This window comes from Kribbella sp. CA-293567, from assembly GCF_027627575.1.
Taxonomy (GTDB): Bacteria; Actinomycetota; Actinomycetes; order Propionibacteriales; family Kribbellaceae; genus Kribbella.
On sequence record NZ_CP114065.1, the window covers coordinates 702,787 to 719,135 of the forward strand.

Here is a 16,349-nt window from a genome sequence, read left to right on the forward strand (position 1 = left end):
TCCCCCGGCAACCGATCGGTTCTCGCTAGCGTCCATCTCAGCAACGGAACCATCGGCGAGAAGGTTGGTCGGAAGATGTCCGCACGGGGATATGCGCAGCTGGCCGCGGTGGCCATGGTGTCGGCGAGTCTGCTGTTGGTGGCCTGCGGCAACGATGCGGAGCCGGCTGGAGGCGGTGGGGCCGGTACGCCGAGCGCTGGTGCGCCTAGTTCTGGTGCGCCGAGTCCTGGTGCACCGAGTGCCGGTACGCCCAGCGCAGGCACTCCGAGCGCAGGCGTGACGCCGAGCGGTAAGCCGACCCCGGAACGCAGCGGCGGCCCGGTCAACACCCCGGCCAAGCCGCCCGTCCCCACGCCGTCACCCGGCAAGCCGGCCAAGCTGACCACCGCGATGCTGCTCACCGGCCCCGAGGTCGCCAAGGCCGACCCGAACCGCGGCTGGACCGCCACCAGCGGCACCGCCAGCACCCCGATCTGCGGCCGCGCCTCCACCCGCGGCGACAACCCGCTCGGCAGCCTGAACCGCAACTTCACCACCGACCTCGACGCCTCCGGCGGCCAATGGCTCACCCGGTACGCCGACGCCAAGGCCGCGCGGGCGGCGTACGACCAGATCCTGAAGACCATCAAGTCCTGCAAGGCCGCCCTCCCGGCCCCCACCCACGCCCGCAAACTCACCGAGAACCGCGCCCTCCCCCTCGGCGACGCCACCCGAATCATCCGCTGGTACGACTACCCCCTGCCCTCCGACCCCGGCAGTGAGGACGGCGGCTTCCCCTACGCGATCACCCTGAAGAACAACGTGATCAGCGTCCTCGCCTTCGGCGAAATGGGCAAAGGCATCAAACCCGCCAACTTCGAACGCCTCGCCCGCACAGCCGTCGCCCGGCTCGGCTGACGGAGTACTGACTAGCTCAGCAGTTTGGTGATGGTTTCGGCGATCGGGGTGGTGGGGCGGCCGATCAGGCGGGAGAGGTCGCCGGGGGTGGCGCTGAGGGCGCCTGCGCTGGTGTTGGTGTCGATGTCGGCGAGGACCGCGGCGAAGCCTTCGGGGATGCCGGCGGCGATGAGGCCGGCCAAGGCTTCCTGATGGGTGAGGGAGCGGTGGACGACGGGCTTGCCGGTCTGGCGGGTGAGTTCGGCGGCGAACTCGGGGAAGCTCCAGGCGTGGTCGCCGCCGAGGTTGTAGGCCTGGTTGAGGTGGCCGTCGGTGGTCAGTACGACGGCAGCCGCGGCCGCGTAGTCCTCGCGGGTGGCGGTGGCGAGACGGGCGTCCGCGGTCGCGCCGTTGACGATGGCGCCGCTCTCGACAGCGGCGGGTAGATCGTTGACCGCGATCTCGGAGTACCAGTTGTTGCGCAGGAAGGTGTAGGGGAGACCGGAGTCGAGGATGAGCTTCTCGGTGGCGTGGTGGTCCGCGCCGAGCAGCATCGCGTTCGCCGGGCCGCCGAAGATGCCGGTGTAGGCGAGCTGGGCGACGCCGGCTGCCTTGGCTGCTTCGATCACCACGGTGTGCTGGGGGACGCGGCGGCCGGGCTCGCTGCCGGAGATCAGCAGGACGCGGTCGCCGGCGGTGAAGACGTCGTCGAAGGAGGCCGGCTGGTCGTAGTCGGCGACGGCGATCCTGATTCCCTGAGCGGCCAGGTCGGCGGCCTTCTCCTTGCTCCGGGCAACGGCGGTGACGCCGTCGGCGGGCACCCCGGCGGCCAGCAGGTCGGCGATGACGAGGCGGCCGAGCTGGCCGGTGGCGCCGGTGATGACGATGCTCATGGTGGTTCGCTTTCCGGTAGTTGAAGTGGTGATGACACTAACTTTACGATGGGTACTACCTGCACAGAAGTACCCACTTTGAAGTAAGGTACTGAACTTCGAGTAAGCAAAGGCGGCTGTGATGACCGAGACCCTCGCGCCCGACGTGAACCGGGTGAACTGCCCTTCCCGGCAGATTCTCGAGCACGTGACCAGCCGCTGGGGGGTGCTGGTGCTCGCCGCGCTGCTGGATCGCTCCTTCCGGTTCAGCGAACTGCGCCGCCATGTCGGTGGGGTGAGCGAGAAGATGCTCGCCCAGACGCTGCAGGCGCTGGAGCGCGATGGTTTCGTCCATCGCGAGGCTCAGCCGGTCATCCCGCCTCGCGTCGACTACTCGCTCACACCGCTGGGGCACGACGTCGCTGCCCAGGTCCAGGCGCTGGCTCACTGGGTCGAGTCGAAGGTTCCCGAGGTGCAAGAAGCCAACACGTCGTACGACGCTCGCTCCTGAGCCGGCATGCCCACCGCCCCGGCTGCTGACGTCGCCCACCTGCTCCAACGTTTCCGCGCCCGCTCCGGCCTGACTCAGGAAGCACTCGCCGGCGCCACCGGCCTGAGCGTCGAATCCATCGGCGCCCTCGAATGCGGCCGTCGACGCCATCCACGCCCCGGCACGATCGAGGCCTTGGCCGGCGCGCTGGCCCTCTCGCCGACCGAGTCGCAACTCTTCGCTCAAGCCGCGCGCCGCCCTGTGGTTGGCAGACCTTGCCTCCCCGCGCCCATCGCCGACTTCACCGGCCGGGATGCCCAGCTGGACGGTCTCGTCGAGCTCCTACGTTCCCCGTACGCCGCCGCGCCGGGCGTCGTCATCTCGGCGATCGGTGGCATGGGTGGCGTCGGCAAGACCGCCCTCGCGATCCAGGCCGGGCATCGGGTCGCCGACGAGTTCCCGGATGGTCAGCTCTACGTCAACCTCCGTGGTGGTGGCGAGGAGCCGCTCAGTACGGCGGATGCGCTCGGCGCGTTGCTGCAGGCGCTCGGCGTACCGCGTGGGGGCGAGTCGGGCGACCTGGAGGTGGCGGCAGCGCGGTACCGGTCGGCGCTGGCCGGGCGGCGAGTCCTGGTGCTGCTGGATGACGCGGTGAGCGCGGAGCAGGTCAGGCTGTTGCTGCCCGGTACGCCGGGAGTGGCCGTGGTGATCACCAGTCGGCAGCAGTTGTCCACCCTGCCTGGTCTGCGGCGGATCGCGCTCGACGTACTGACCGAGGTCGAGGCGTTGCGGCTGCTGGGGGAGATCTCTGGGCACGAGCGCGTCGCTGCGGAGCCCGAAGCCGCGCGCGAGGTGGTTCGACGGTGCGGATACTTGCCATTGGCAATCAGAATTGCCGGGCAGGCGGCGCGAGGGCCGAAAGGGCTTGCAAGGGTTGTCGAACTGCTGTCGGCGGAGGATGGGCGACGGGAGCTGCTGACCGGTCCAGGCGCGGGCGTGGGGCGAAGCGTTCTGGTCTCGCTGGATCAGTTGGCGCGTGATCGTCGGGACGGCGATGCGGTCGCGGCGGAGGCCTTCCCACGGTTGAGTTTGTTCGACGGTGACCACTTTCCGTTGCGTGCGGCCGCCGAAGTACTCGGGCAGCCGTCGGACGAGACGGAGGCGCTGCTCGAGCGGCTCGTCGACATTCATCTGCTGGAGACGCCTGCGCCGCAGCAGTACCGGATGCACGACCTGGTCCGCGATGTCGGTCGGGCATTGGCGCGTGAGCGGCTCACGGGTGCCGCCCTGGCCGAATTCCGTACCCGCGAGCTGAACTGCTATCTCGCGATGCTGTGGCGACTGGACGAGCTCGCGGGATATCCCGACGTCTACGGCTCACGAGGCGCGCAGCCGTGGTCGGCCGGCGCGGAAGACGTGACGGATCAGGCCGAGGCCGTCAGTTGGCTCCACGACGAGCTGCCCAATCAGCTCCGGCTGGTACGGATGGCGGCGGCCGGTGATCGGTCCGATCAGCTCACGGCGGTTCGGATGGCGCTCGGTATGCCGCGGATCGCCGGTGCGCTGATGCAGCACGGCGAAGCCCACGAGGCGATGGCCGCGGTCGTCGACCTTCCGCTCGAACTCGACCCGCGCCTCGACGTGGGGCGGCAGTACCAAATGGGATTCCTGGACGGCTTCCTCAGCCGCTACGAGACCGCCGTACGCCGGCATCTGCAGGTGCTGCCGCTCGCCCGCTCGCTGAACGAACCGGTTCCGCTGGCGATCTGCCTGATCGATCTGGGCTACGAACTCGGCCGCCTGGACCGCGCGGCCGAAGGACTCCCGTACGCCGAGGAGGGGCTGATCGTTGTCGAGAGCAACAACATCGACCGCTTCGAGGTCGGCGCCAACGTCGGCGTCGGCTCCCTGGCCGGCCGCCTCGGCGACCACGACCGCCAACGCTCGGCCTTCGACCGGGCCATTGCCCTGATGCCGTCCCGCAGCAACCCCGGGCAGATCGCGGTCCACCACTCGATGATCGGCCGCTCGTACCGCGACTCCGGCGACCACCAGGCCTCACTGAAAATCCTGACCGCGGCCCTGACCTACGCCAGAAGCGGCGGCCTGGAAGCAGCCGAAGCCGACATGCTCCGCGAACTCGGCCACACCTACATCGAGCTGGACGACTTCACCAAGGCCCACGAGACGCTGACCGAAGGCCTCGCGATCGCCCTCCGCTTCCCCGCCGAACAACGCGAACCAACCCTCCGCCACCACCTCGGCCGAGCCCTCTCCGGCCTCGGCCGCCTCCCCGAAGCCCACGCCCAGTGGCACCAGGCCCTCACGCAGTACCAACGAGTCGCCGACCCGCGAGCCGACGAAATCCAAGCCCTGCTGAACGCTTCGCCCCCGGCCGGCTAGCCCCGTCCCGGCTATCTTGATCGCAAAGGCATCCGCCCCCGAAGCCTGGAGCCACCCACATGCCCGCCCCACATTCCGACGTAGCTCGGCTACTACGCCACTTCCGAACCCGCGCGGGCCTCACCCAAGAAGCCCTCGCCGAGGCGGCGGGCTTGAGCGCAGAGGCGGTCAGGGCGATTGAAGGAGGGCGTAGGCGTCATCCTCGGCCGACCACGATCGATGGACTTGCCAAGGCTCTCGACCTCACGGAAGCCGACTCGCGACTTTTCGAACGAGTCGCGAGTCGTCCGGAAGCGGGCACCCTCCAGCTCCCTCCGCCCATCGCTGATTTCACTGGCCGGTCGAGTCAGTTGGACGAGCTCGTCCAGTTGATGCGGTCGCCGTACGCCGCCTCGCCCGGCATCGTCATCTCGGCGATCGGAGGAATGGGCGGGATCGGCAAGACGACGCTAGCGGTTCAAGCCGCTCAGCTGGTGGCGGCGGAGTTCCCTGACGGGCAGTACTTGGTGAACCTGCGCGGTGGTGGAACCAAGCCGCTCAGCACTGCGGACGCACTTGGCGTGATGCTGCAGGCGCTCGGAGTACGCCCGACGGGCGAAGCCGGCAATCTGGAGGTGACCGCCGCACGGTACCGGTCGGCCTTGGCGGGCCGACGGGTGCTGTTGTTGCTGGACGACGCAGCGAGCGTGGAGCAGGTGCGTCTACTGATGCCCGGTAGTCCGGGCACAGCCGTTGTGATCACCAGTCGACAGCAGTTGGCCGCACTGCCTGGTATTCGACGGTTCGACCTCGACGTGATGACGGAGTCGGAGGCATTGCGTCTGCTCGAAGAGGTAGCCGGGCAGTCCCGCGTCGTCGAGGAGTTCGACGCCGCGAAGGAGATCGTCCGCCGCTGCGGCTACCTGCCACTGGCGATCCGGATCGCAGGCCAGTCCGCCAGGAGCGCAGAAAGCTTGAGGGGTCTGGTCACCCAGCTCGCGGAGGAGAGCGGCCGAGAAGAGCTGTTGACCGGCTCAGGAGCAGCGGTGAACCGCAGCGTGCTGGTCTCACTCGCTCAGCTCGAACGGAACAGCCGACCGGATGACGCGGCGGCCGCGAAGGCTATTCCGGTACTGGCACTCTTCGACGGCGATCACTTCCCGCTACGAGTAGCCGCGAAGGTTCTGGACAAGCCACTCGAAGAGACGGAAGCGCTGCTGGAGCGCCTCGTCGACGTTCATCTCGTGGAGACCATGGCGCCGCAGCTGTACCGGATGCATGACCTCGTCCGCGACGTCGGCCGGGTACTCGCTCGGGCCGAGTTCACCGGCTCGCAGCTGACCGACTTCCGCAACCGGGAGAGAGCCTGCTATCTCGCAGTGCTGTGGCGGCTGGACGAAATCCTTGGTCAGCCGGACATCTATGGCTTGCAGACCGACGCCCGGTGGTCGAGAGGCGCTGAAGACTTGGTCGATCGCCAGGACGTGGCTGATTGGCTCTGCGATGAACTGCCCAATATGGTCCGGCTGATCTGGACAGCGGCGGCCGGCGATGCTGACGAGCGACTGATGGCAGTACGGATGGCACTCGGCCTGCCGCGTCTGGCGATGGCAATGGCGCGTTTTGGTGAGGTCTACGCGGCCCTGACGGCCATCGTCGAGATTCCCCTGCCTGTAGACCCACGTCTCGAGACCGCTCGGCTCTATCAGATGGGTGCCCTGCATCAGGCGTTAGGGCTCTACGAGTTGGCAATTCCCTGGAACCGGAAAGCAGTTGTCCTGGCCAGGGATTTGGCAGATCCCGTTCAGCTGGTGGCCGGCCTGATCGATCTTGGGTACGGCCTCGGCCGGATCGGACAGGCGGACGAGGGGCTGCCGTATGCGGAGGAGGCGCTCGTTGTCGTCGAACGCGGTCAGATTCGGCGGTTCGAGGTCGGCGCCAACGTGGCCGTCGGTGCGCTGGCAGGCTGGCTCGGTGATCTGGAGCGACAACGTACGGCCTTCGATCGGGCGATGACCCTGATGCCTTCGCGTTCTGCGCTCGGCGGACCGCCGTCGACCGGTCACCGCTCGCTGATCGGTCGCTCCCTGCAGGAGGCGGGGCAGTACAAGGCGTCCCTGAATGTGTTGACCGGTGCGATGGCAGATGCTCGAGCGGCAAAGCTTGAGATCGCCGAAGCGGATCTGCTCAGAGAACTTGGCTGTACCTGGTTGGCGCTCGGCGATTGGCCGAAGGCCTACGAGGTGCTGACATCCGCACTGCAAATCGCCTTGCGATTCCCCAAGGACCACCGCGAGCCGCCGATACGGCACTATCTCGGACAGGCTTTGGCGGGCCTCGGCCGCCAGACGGAAGCTCGGGCGGAGTGGGAACAAGCGCTGGCGCAGTACCGGCGGATGGCTGATCCTCGGGCGGAGGAAGTGGTCGGGTTGCTGGCGGGTCTGGAAGCGGAGACCGTATGACGAACGATGACCACAGGTCGGATGTGGCCTCGCTTCTTCGCCGCTTCCGGCTCCGCTCGAAATTTACCCAAGAGGCGCTGGCTGAGGCCGCAGGCCTCAGCGCACAAGCCATCTCGGCCTTGGAGAACGCCCGTCGACGGCATCCCAGACCGGTGACGATCGACCTGCTGACGGAGGCGCTCGGGCTTTCGGCAGCTGAGCGGAAGGAGTTCAGTGACGCGGCGAGTCGGCGGATGGGTGACGCTGGCCCTCGGCACCTACCGCCGCCGATCAAGGACTTCACCGGTCGCGTTCAGGAGTTGGACGACCTGGTTCGCGTGCTTCGGGCGAGTGATGACAGCCCGGCTGTGATCATCTCCGCGGTAGGTGGGATGGGAGGGGTCGGCAAGTCGGCGCTGGCGATCAAAGCCGGTCATCTGGTGGCCGACGACTACCCGGACGGGCAGCTCTATCTGAACCTGGGTGGCGGTGACCGAAGTCCGCTGAGCACGCCCGACGCGCTGTCTGCCGTACTGCGAAGCCTCGGTGTCCCGCTCGGCGACGACCCTGACAATATCGACCAAGCCGTCGGCCGGTACAGGACCGCTCTCGCGTATAGAAGGGTGCTGTTACTGCTGGATGATGCTGCCAGTCTCGACCAGGTACTGCCCCTGCTTCCTGGGACTCGTGGATCGGCCGTCGTCATCACGAGCCGCAAACAACTGACTGCCCTCCCCGGTGTGCACTATCTGGCGCTGGAGGTGTTGACGGAAGATGAGGCGCTGAGCCTGCTGGGCGAGGTTGCGGGGAAGGAGCGAGTCGCCGCCGAGCCGGAGGCTGCGCGGGAACTCGTACGGCGTTGTGGGTTGCTGCCGTTGGCGATTCGGATCGCTGGTGCTCATCCTTCCGGCCGATCCGTTGGGGGCATGGCTGTTCTGGTTGATCTGTTGTCCGACGGTGACAGCAGACTCGACGCGTTGAGCGATGGGCTCGGAGGCGGAGTTCGGGCAACTATCGCTCTGTCTCTACGAGCGCTCGCCCGGACCGATCGTCCACTCGACCTGCGGTGTGCTGAAGCGTTCCCCTTGCTGGCGTTGTTCGAAGGCAACCACTTCCCCTTGAGAGCTGCGGCGAAGGTGCTGGACCTGCCGCTCGACCAAACCGAGGACGTGCTTGAACGGCTGGTAGATGTTCATCTGCTGGAAACGCCGGCCCTGCGCCAGTACCGGATGCATGACCTCGTTCGTGACTTTGGGCGGGAACAGGTGGCGGAGACGGCGCAGGTGGAAGCCTGGCGGCGTGAACTCATGTGCTACCTCGGCATGTTGTGGCGGCTGGACGATATCGCCGGATTCGACGACATGTACGGCTCGAGGGAAGAGTCGGCCTGGTCGACGGGTGCGGAGGACGTGCTCGAGCGGGAGCAGGTGCTCGCCTGGCTCAGCGACGAGCTCCCCAACCTGGTTCGCCTGATCAGGTCGGCCGCCGGCGGCGATGCGGCGGATCAGTTGACCGCGGTCCGGATGGCGCTCGGCATGCCACGACTGGCCGGGGGCTTGATGCGGTTCGGCGAGGCCTACGAAGCCTTGGCAGCAGTCGTCCGGCTTCCTCTCGAGCTGGACCCGCGCCTCGAAGTCGGACGGATCTACCAGATGGGTGGGAGGGCAGGCTCGCTCGGTCTTTACGAGGACGGAGTTCAGTGGCGTCAGGAGGCGCTGCCGCTGGCCCGAAAGCTGGGCAACCCGACCCAGTTGGCGATCTGTCTCGTCGACCTGGGCCACGACCTCGGGCGGATCGGACGACCCGCCGAAGGCATGCCGCACGCGGAGGAAGGGCTGGCTCTGGTCGAGAAGCACGACATCCGCAGGTTCGAGGTCGGCGCCAATGTCGCGGTAGGCGCGGTCGCGGGCTGGCTCGGAGACCTCGATCGGCAACGTGCGGCGTTCGACCGGGCGCTTGCACTGATGCCCACCCACTCGTCCCTCGGGCAGGCGGTGACGCACCGCTCCCTGATTGGCCGCGCGCTGCAGGAGACGGGTCAGTACGAGGCATCCCTCGCTGTCCTGACAGCTGCCCTTGCCGGAGCCCGCGAGGGCAAGTACGAGGTCTCCGAATCGGACCAGCTGCGCGAACTCGGCTGTACCTGGCTGGAGCTGGGTGACTACGAGAAGGCTCGGGAGGTGCTGGAAGCCGGTCTGGAGATCGCCCGCCGCTTCCCCTCGGACAACCGGGAGCCGGCGCTCCGTCACTACCTCGGCCGGGCGCTGGCCGGCCTCGGGTCGTTGCCGGAGGCACGTAAAGAGTGGGGGTTTGCGCTCACGCAGTACCGGCAGGTGGCTGATCCTCGGGCGGAGGAAGTTGTTGCGTTGCTGGCAGGCTTGGGGGTTGAGGCTTGATGAGCAGCGAGGGGCAGCAGGCGGGGCCTGTTGCGGATGTGGGTGGGTTGCTTCGGCGGTTTCGGGTTCGGGCTGGGCTGACGCAGGAGGCTCTGGCTGAGAAGGCGGAGCTCAGTGTGGGTGCGGTCCGGCTGTTGGAGATCGGGCGACGGCGGTATCCGAGGCCGGAGACTATTGGCCAGCTCGTAGCGGCGTTGCAGTTGCCGGAGGTTGACGCCCGGCGATTGGTGGTTGCTGCGAAGCGGCCTACCTCGAGAAGGGATGCCCAGCAAGGGGTTCCGCAGCAGTTGCCTTTGGATGTTGCTGACTTCACCGGTCGTGGTCGGGAGCTTGAACGGCTGACCCAAGCCGTGGACTCGAGGACAGGCCATGCGGTGGGTGTGCAGATCGCGGTGGTCTCGGGGATGGGTGGGGTCGGCAAGACCACGCTGGCCGTGCATGCGGGGCACGCTGTGGCTGGTGGCTTCCCGGATGGTCAGCTCTATGTGAATCTACGCGGCGGCGGTGCCGAACCTCGTAATACCGCGGATGTTCTGCAGGTGTTGCTGCACTCGTTGGGGGTGCCGCCGGTCGGTACGTTGGACGTGGAAGTTCTTGCGGGCCGGTATCGGACGGCCATCGCGGGGAGGCGCATGTTGCTGGTTCTTGATGATGCGGCTTCCGTCGCCCAGGTTCTTCCCTTGATCCCCGGTACGGCGAGCGCGGCGGTCGTGATCACCAGCAGGCAGCGGCTGTCCGAACTGCCGGGTGCTCAGCGGATCGATCTGAACGTCCTGGATCAGGATCATGCTCTGCAGTTGCTCGGTGAGGTCGTTGGGCGGTCCTTGGCCGCTGGGGATCTGGAGGCGGCGGTACAGATCGTTGAGCGATGTGGTCGGTTGCCTCTGGCGATCCGAATCGCTGGTGGTCAGAGCACGCGATCGCTGCAGGAGCTGGCTTCTCGGCTCGCGGATGATGACGGGCGGCTGATCTCCTGACCGGCCCCGATGGCGTCGTCAACAAGACGATTGCGGTTTCGTTGGCGGCTCTGAGTGCGGGTAAGGCGCTCGACGTTGCAGCCGTTGAGGCGTTTCCTTTGCTGGCGTTGTTCGATGGTGACTGGTTTCCGCTGCGGGCTGCAGCCAAGGTTTTGGGTCGATCGCTCGACGAGACCGAGGAGTTGGTCGAGCGGTTGGTTGATCTGCATCTGGTGGAGACGTCGGCGCTGCATCGCTATCGCTTGCACGACTTGGTCAGGGATGTCGGTCGGGATCTGGCGCGCACCACTCTGACCGATCACGAGCTCGGGGAGGCGTTTCGTCGCGAGCTGGGGTGTTATCGAGGCATGCTGTGGCGGTACGTCGGGCTGGTCGACAATGTGGTGGATCTGTACGGGGCTTGGGCGGGACCGTCCTGGTCGGCCGATGCGGACGAGCTGTCGGACCGGCAGGGAATCCTTGAGTGGCTCAAGGTGGAGCTACCGAACCTGGTCCGGCTGGTCCGCGCTGCCTGCGACGGGGACGAACGTGATCGCCTGACGGCGGTACAGATCGCAGTGGGGATGCCGTACCTCAGCCGCGGGCTGATGCGGTTCAGCGAGTTCCACCAGGTGATGTCGATGGTGATCGATCTCCCGATCGAGCTCGACCCCAGATTGGAGCACGGCCGGCTGGCTCAGATGGCCTTCGCCTGCGGCGGCCTCGGCATGTTCAGCGAAGGGCTGCGCTGGAGCGATGTCGATCTACCGCTGGCTCGCGCGATCGCGGAGCCGACCCGGCTGTCCGAGTCCCTGGTCAACCGGGCTTCGGCGCTGTTCTATCTGCAGCGGACGGCCGAGGGGCTGCAGGATGCCGAAGAAGCGCTCAGGATCATCGTTGAGACCGGCGCCGGAACTTATGAGTCCGCTGCCAATCTCACCGTGGGCATGCTGGCGGGGCAGCTGGGAGATTTTGCCCGGCAGCGGGAGACGTTCGATCGCGCTCTGGAGGTGTTGCCCAACTCCACAATGGCAACTGCAGCCTTGGCCAGGATCCTGATGGGCGCCTCGCTCCGGAGTAGCGGACAGTTCGAAGCGGCGCTGGCTGTGTTCGAGAAGGCCCTTGAGCAATCCGGCGAAGCGAAGGCCGAAGTGCTCAAGGTGGTGGCTCTGACCGAGATGGGCGCGGTCTGGCTTGCCATGGGCGACCACGTCAAAGCGTGCGAAGTCCTGACCGACGGACTCGCTATCGCCGTCCGGTACCCGGGTGAGCACCGCGAAGCGGATCAGCGGCATCAACTCGGGCGGGCCCTGGCAGAGCTGGGGATGGTGGCGGAGGCACGGGCCGAGTGGGAGGAGGCAGTCGTCTTGCACGACCGGATGGCTGACCCCCGCGCTGACGAGGTGCGGGAGCTGCTACGGGCTCAACGGTAGCGCGGCCGCAGTCTTCCGGAGAGCCTCTATCGTTGCTTTTAGCAACGGGTTTTCGGCGTGGCCGGTGCGGAGGGCGGCGTAGACGCGGCGGGTGGGGGTGGGTGGGGTGAGGGGGCGGAGGACGGCGGTGCCGGGGTGGGGGAGGGCTAGTTGGGGGACCAGGGAGACGCCTGCGCCGGCGGCTACCAGGGCTGCTACTGCGGTGTAGTCGTCGGAGTGGTGGGCTATTCGGGGGGCGAAGCCGGCTTGTTCGCAGGCGAGCAGGACGACGTCGCGGATGGGGTTGCCGACGGACGTCATGATCCAGTCGTCGGTGGCCAGGGTGGTGAGGTCGAGTTGGCCGGCGGTTGCTGCGGGATGGGTGGCCGGGAGGATGGCGGCGAAAGGCTCGGCGTACAAGGGGATTCGGGTCAGGCGCTGGTCTTCGGGGGAAGGGGAGCCGCGGTGTTCCACGGCGATCGCCAGTTCGACCTCGCCGTCGAGGAGTTGGGTGATCGCCTGGTGGCCTTCGGCGTCCCGGACTGCGAGGTGGAGGCCGGGGGCGGTGGTGCGGAGGTCGGCCAGTGAGGGGGCGACCAGGAGGCTGATGGCGGTGGCGAAGGCTGCTACCCGGAGTTCGCCGGTGGCGCCGGAGGCGTGGTGGCGGAGGGCTTCTTCGGCGCGTTCTACCTCGGTGAGGATGGTGTCGGCGTGGGTGAGGAGCAGGCGGCCGGCGGAGGTGATGGCTACTCGGCGGCCGCGGCGTTCGAGGAGCTCCTGGCCTACTTCGGATTCCAGGGCGGCCAGTTGCTGGGAGACGGCCGAGGGGGTCAGGTGGAGGACCTCGGCGGCCGCGGTCACGGTGCCGTGGTCAGCAAGTGCTCGCAGGACTCGCAACCGGCGTACTTCGATCACGGGGGTCAGCTTCGCACAGAGGTGAAGTGGGGCGGGGGTCGTGCGGGACGACGGGGGCGTCGGCCAGGCCAGAGCGCGCCTCCTCGGCGACTTTGAGGAGGGCGGTGATGGGGAAGAAGTACATGCTTCGAAGCTAAAGAGGCTCAGCTCATACGTCCAATGAAAGTCATGCACAAAGTTCATGCGGCCGGTGCATGATGTGGAGTATGGATCTGCGTCTGCTGGAGTCGTTCGTCGTGGTGGCCGAGGAGCTGAACGTCGGACGGGCGGCGGTCCGGCTGCATCTGACCCAGCCGACGCTGAGCCGGCAGATCGCGACGCTGGAGCGCGAACTCGGGGTGGAGCTGTTCGCGCGGGTGAAGAAGCGCTTCGTGCTGACCGCTGCCGGTGAGACCTTCCTGACCGGCGCGAAGGCGTTGCTCGGGCAGGCCGGGCTGATCACCCGCGACGCGCAGCGGGTGCATCGCGGGGAGCTGGGGACGTTGCGGCTGAGGTTCGTGCAGTCGGCGACCTTCGAGGCGTTGCCGCGGTTGCTCGGCGCGTTCCGGGAGGCTCAGCCGGACGTCGTACTCGATCTGGAGACGATGACCACGATCCTGCAGACGCGGGCGTTGCTCGAGGGCCGGATCGATGTCGGGCTGTTCCGGCCACTGACGAGCCCAGTGGAAGGCCTGGTCACCGAAGTCATCTCCAGTGACCCGCTGGTCGTGGCGCTGCCTGCCGGACACCCGCTGGCCAAGCGCAAGCGCGTCCGGCTGGCGGAGCTTGCCGACGACAACTTCGTGCTCTACACCCGCGCCACCGGCCCGTCCGTGCACGACGCGATCGTCGGCCACTGCCGGTACGCCGGTTTCACGCCGCGCATCGTGCAGGAGGCCGCCGACGTCCAGACGATCGTCTCACTGGTCGCCGCCGGTCTCGGGGTCTCGCTGCTGATCGCGCCGACCCCGCCGATCGACCCCGAAGCCGTCGTCTACCGCGAGTTGTCCGACGACCTGCCGCCCTGGGAGCTCTGCGTGGCCTGGTCGGCGGACAACCGTTCACCCGTACTGCGCCGGTTCCTGCAGCTCGTCCGGGACCTGCCTAGTTGAAGGTGTCCGGGTCGCCGCCGGTGCGGACGCCGGTTTCCAGGTCGGCGATCGCCGCCATGTCCTCGTTGTCCAGCGCGAAGTCGAACACGGCGATGTTCTCCGCGATCCGGCTGGGCGTCTTGGACTTCGGCAGGACGACGTTGCCGAGCTGGAGGTGCCAGCGGATCGCGACCTGGGCCGGCGACTTGCCGTACTTCGCGCCGATCTTCGCCAGGACCGGGTTGTCGATCAGGCCGCCCGAGGCGAGCGGGCTCCAGGCCTGGGTGACGATGTCGTTCTCGGCGTTGAAGGCCCGCAGCTCGTCCTGCGGCAGCTCCGGGTGCAGTTCGATCTGGTTCACCGCCGGACGCAGGTCGGTCTCGGCGAAAAGCCTTTTCAGGGCAGGGATGTGGAAGTTCGAGACGCCGATCGCGCGGACCCGCTGGTCGGCGTACAGCTGCTCGAAGGCCTTCCAGGTCTCGACGAACTTGTCCTTCTTCAGGGCCTGCCAGTGGATCAGGTAGAGGTCGACCTGGTCGAGGCCGAGCCGCTTCAGGCTCGCGTCGAAGGCGGCCAGGGTGGAGTCGTAGCCCTGCTCGCTGTTCCACACCTTGGTGGTCACGAAGAGCTCCTCGCGCGGCAGCCCGGAAGTGGCGATGGCGCGGCCGACACCGGCCTCGTTGCGGTAGATCGCGGCCGTGTCGATGTGCCGGTAGCCGGCCTCGAAGGCTGCTTCGACGACGCCGGTGACGACCTCGTCCTCGACCTGCCACACCCCCAGGCCCAGCTGCGGGATCTCGACGCCGTTGTCCAGAGTGATCATGGGGACTGTGTTCATTCGTCTATTTCACTGGCAGTCCGGCCTCCAGCCCAGTCATCCGACGTGTGACAACAACCTCATCAACTGGCCGTAACCACCGCGTAGGTCTTCGCATCCGGCTCCAGGAAGCCCAGCAGCGCGGTCCCCTCACGCTCCAGCTCGGCCGCCGTCTTCTTCGGCGTCCGGCCGAACGAGGTCAGGGTGAGAGTGGCCACGCCCCGCTTGCGCTCGCTGCTCCACAGGCCGGCGACCAGGCCGTCCACCAGGTACGTCGACTTCACCCGCAGGTTCTTGGTGAACACCGCCGAACGATGCTCGTCGGCAATGATTCGTTGGCGTTTCGCGTGTGCGAGCAGCAGATTGTCGAACTCCGGCAGGAACCTGACCGGTGCGACGGTGTCCGGATCGGGCCGCGGCGAGTCCGGTACGTCGTACAGCGTCTTGCCGTTCTCGTCGGTGAAGGCCTCCAGCTTCAGCGAGTCGAACAGCTGCTTGGCCCGGGGCAGCCCCGACCAGGTCTGGAAGTCCGCCGAGGTGGCCGGTCCGAACGCCTCCAGATAACGGACGGCCAGCTCGTCGGGTACCGCGGCCCGGCGTAGCTTCTTGCCGATCCACTGCTCGGCCGGTGTGAACGGCGCGTTGGCCGTCCAGCCCCAGCGGGTGTCGGCCGGCGAGATGACCAGCGGCACCAGCATTCGCGTGCAGAAGCCGAGCGCCCGGTCGTTCACCTCGGGGAACTGCTTCTGCAGGGCGTCCCGCACCTCGGTGAACGTCAACGGCCGCACCGCCAGCAGTTGGCGCGCCGCGGCGGCGACCTTCTCGGGCTCCAGTCCCGCGGCCCGATCGCCGAGCAGCTTCAGTCCGGCCTCCAGCACGGGGCTGAGCGTGTTCCGGAACCGCAGGTAGTCCTCGGCGGTAATCAGGTGCAGGGTGCCGCGGAAGAGCGTGGCCCGCACCACTTCCCGGGCCTCGACCGCGGCGGTGAGGTCGCCGTCGGTGAAGCCGGCCAGGCGGGTCCACAGTCCGACGTACGGGTGCTTGGGCTCTTGGCCCTGCAGTCCCGCGAGCTGCGTGACCGCCTGCGGGACAGAGAGGTCGCTCCGCTCCAGCAACAGCTGCCTGGCCAGCGTCGCGCGGTTGATCGCCCGCGGGCTGAGGGTGGTCATGCGGAGGTGACGCGCGTCTGGGCGACGCGGTCGGGGTAGGTGGGACGGCCGCGGAGGATCGCGGCGGCCTGCAGTCCGAGGGCCAGATAGGCGCCTCCGGCGAGCACCGCGCCTCGCCGGGTGTTGTCGGCCCGGAACTCCCAGACCGCCTGGTGGCCCAGTTCCCAGGGCAGTGCTGTTTTGAGCAGCGATCGAGTCAGAGCCTGCGCGTACGACGGCAGTTCCGCACCCGCCTCATCACGCAGGGTGAGCTTCATGGCCCGCTTGCCCAGTGATCCGCCTGCCGCTTCGGTGGCCGCCAGAGCGGCACTCAGCGGCAACGTCAGACCCGCCGCGACCAGCAGCCGGACCTTCTTCGGTGACGGCTCAGGGAGTGGCCGGCCCGGGTGCCGGCGCCGCCGCAGAACTGCGGTCACCGCCAGCAGGCCGAGCGGAACGGCCATGGAGGTGTAATCGATTGCCGTGGCAAAGCCGCGCCGTGCAGTCAGCATGGCCGAACATTACGCCACGTCCGCCCGGCCATCGATCGAACCGGTGGCGGGCCGCCCGGATT

13 protein-coding genes and 1 pseudogene are annotated in these 16,349 nt (G+C 67.6%); 9 read left to right on the top strand and 5 right to left on the bottom strand.

The window, feature by feature from the left end; all coding sequences use genetic code 11:
- The first annotated feature begins 75 nt into the window (after window positions 1-75).
- A complete protein-coding gene (locus OX958_RS03355) occupies window positions 76-897 on the top strand; it encodes a hypothetical protein (RefSeq protein ID WP_270135637.1) in 822 nt (273 codons plus the stop codon).
- Window positions 898-908: 11 nt separating this feature from the next.
- Here the strand turns inward: OX958_RS03355 and OX958_RS03360 are convergent, their stop codons facing one another.
- Complete coding sequence (locus tag OX958_RS03360; RefSeq protein ID WP_270135638.1) at window positions 909-1,769, bottom strand: SDR family oxidoreductase; 861 nt, start codon at window positions 1,767-1,769, stop codon at window positions 909-911.
- Between the two features lie 121 nt (window positions 1,770-1,890).
- On the opposite strand from OX958_RS03360, the gene OX958_RS03365 reads away from it, so the two are divergent.
- The 7 genes and pseudogenes from OX958_RS03365 to OX958_RS03390 all read left to right on the top strand — a co-directional run bounded on the left by OX958_RS03365 (window position 1,891) and on the right by OX958_RS03390 (window position 11,846).
- Window positions 1,891-2,259 (top strand): winged helix-turn-helix transcriptional regulator, encoded by a 369-nt coding sequence (locus OX958_RS03365; protein ID WP_270135639.1) that lies wholly within the window; start codon window positions 1,891-1,893, stop codon window positions 2,257-2,259.
- Between the two features lie 6 nt (window positions 2,260-2,265).
- A complete protein-coding gene (locus OX958_RS03370; protein WP_270135640.1) occupies window positions 2,266-4,641 on the top strand; it encodes a helix-turn-helix domain-containing protein in 2,376 nt (791 codons plus the stop codon).
- Window positions 4,642-4,700: 59 nt separating this feature from the next.
- Window positions 4,701-4,841 (top strand): annotated as a pseudogene (locus OX958_RS35320) (helix-turn-helix domain-containing protein); the annotation flags it as partial.
- Between the two features lie 150 nt (window positions 4,842-4,991).
- Window positions 4,992-7,082, top strand: coding sequence for a tetratricopeptide repeat protein (locus tag OX958_RS03375; protein ID WP_270135642.1), 2,091 nt, complete (start codon window positions 4,992-4,994; stop codon window positions 7,080-7,082).
- Window positions 7,079-9,457: a helix-turn-helix domain-containing protein gene (locus OX958_RS03380; RefSeq protein ID WP_270135643.1), complete on the top strand. Its 2,379-nt coding sequence runs from the start codon at window positions 7,079-7,081 to the stop codon at window positions 9,455-9,457. Before OX958_RS03375 ends, OX958_RS03380 begins: the two co-directional genes overlap by 4 nt.
- The gene (locus tag OX958_RS03385) at window positions 9,457-10,434 is read left to right on the top strand and encodes an XRE family transcriptional regulator (RefSeq protein WP_270135644.1); all 978 of its coding nucleotides are present in this window, start codon (window positions 9,457-9,459) and stop codon (window positions 10,432-10,434) included. Before OX958_RS03380 ends, OX958_RS03385 begins: the two co-directional genes overlap by 1 nt.
- Window positions 10,435-10,586: 152 nt before the next feature.
- Window positions 10,587-11,846 (top strand): hypothetical protein, encoded by a 1,260-nt coding sequence (locus OX958_RS03390; RefSeq protein ID WP_270135645.1) that lies wholly within the window; start codon window positions 10,587-10,589, stop codon window positions 11,844-11,846.
- Here OX958_RS03390 and OX958_RS03395 read toward each other — a convergent pair.
- Complete coding sequence (locus OX958_RS03395) at window positions 11,829-12,740, bottom strand: LysR family transcriptional regulator (protein WP_270135646.1); 912 nt, start codon at window positions 12,738-12,740, stop codon at window positions 11,829-11,831. The genes OX958_RS03390 and OX958_RS03395 overlap by 18 nt on opposite strands.
- A gap of 206 nt (window positions 12,741-12,946) precedes the next feature.
- On the opposite strand from OX958_RS03395, the gene OX958_RS03400 reads away from it, so the two are divergent.
- On the top strand, window positions 12,947-13,831 hold the full coding sequence (locus OX958_RS03400; protein WP_270135647.1) for a LysR family transcriptional regulator: 885 nt from the start codon (window positions 12,947-12,949) through the stop codon (window positions 13,829-13,831).
- On the opposite strand, the gene OX958_RS03405 is transcribed toward OX958_RS03400, so the two are convergent.
- The 3 genes from OX958_RS03405 to OX958_RS03415 form a co-directional block, all read right to left on the bottom strand.
- Window positions 13,824-14,648: an aldo/keto reductase gene (locus OX958_RS03405; protein WP_270135649.1), complete on the bottom strand. Its 825-nt coding sequence runs from the start codon at window positions 14,646-14,648 to the stop codon at window positions 13,824-13,826. The two genes, OX958_RS03400 and OX958_RS03405, sit on opposite strands and share 8 nt — an antisense overlap.
- A 62-nt stretch (window positions 14,649-14,710) precedes the next feature.
- A complete protein-coding gene (locus OX958_RS03410; protein WP_270135650.1) occupies window positions 14,711-15,796 on the bottom strand; it encodes a winged helix DNA-binding domain-containing protein in 1,086 nt (361 codons plus the stop codon).
- Window positions 15,793-16,287: an RDD family protein gene (locus OX958_RS03415; RefSeq protein WP_270135652.1), complete on the bottom strand. Its 495-nt coding sequence runs from the start codon at window positions 16,285-16,287 to the stop codon at window positions 15,793-15,795. Before OX958_RS03415 ends, OX958_RS03410 begins: the two co-directional genes overlap by 4 nt.
- Window positions 16,288-16,349: the final 62 nt, after the last annotated feature.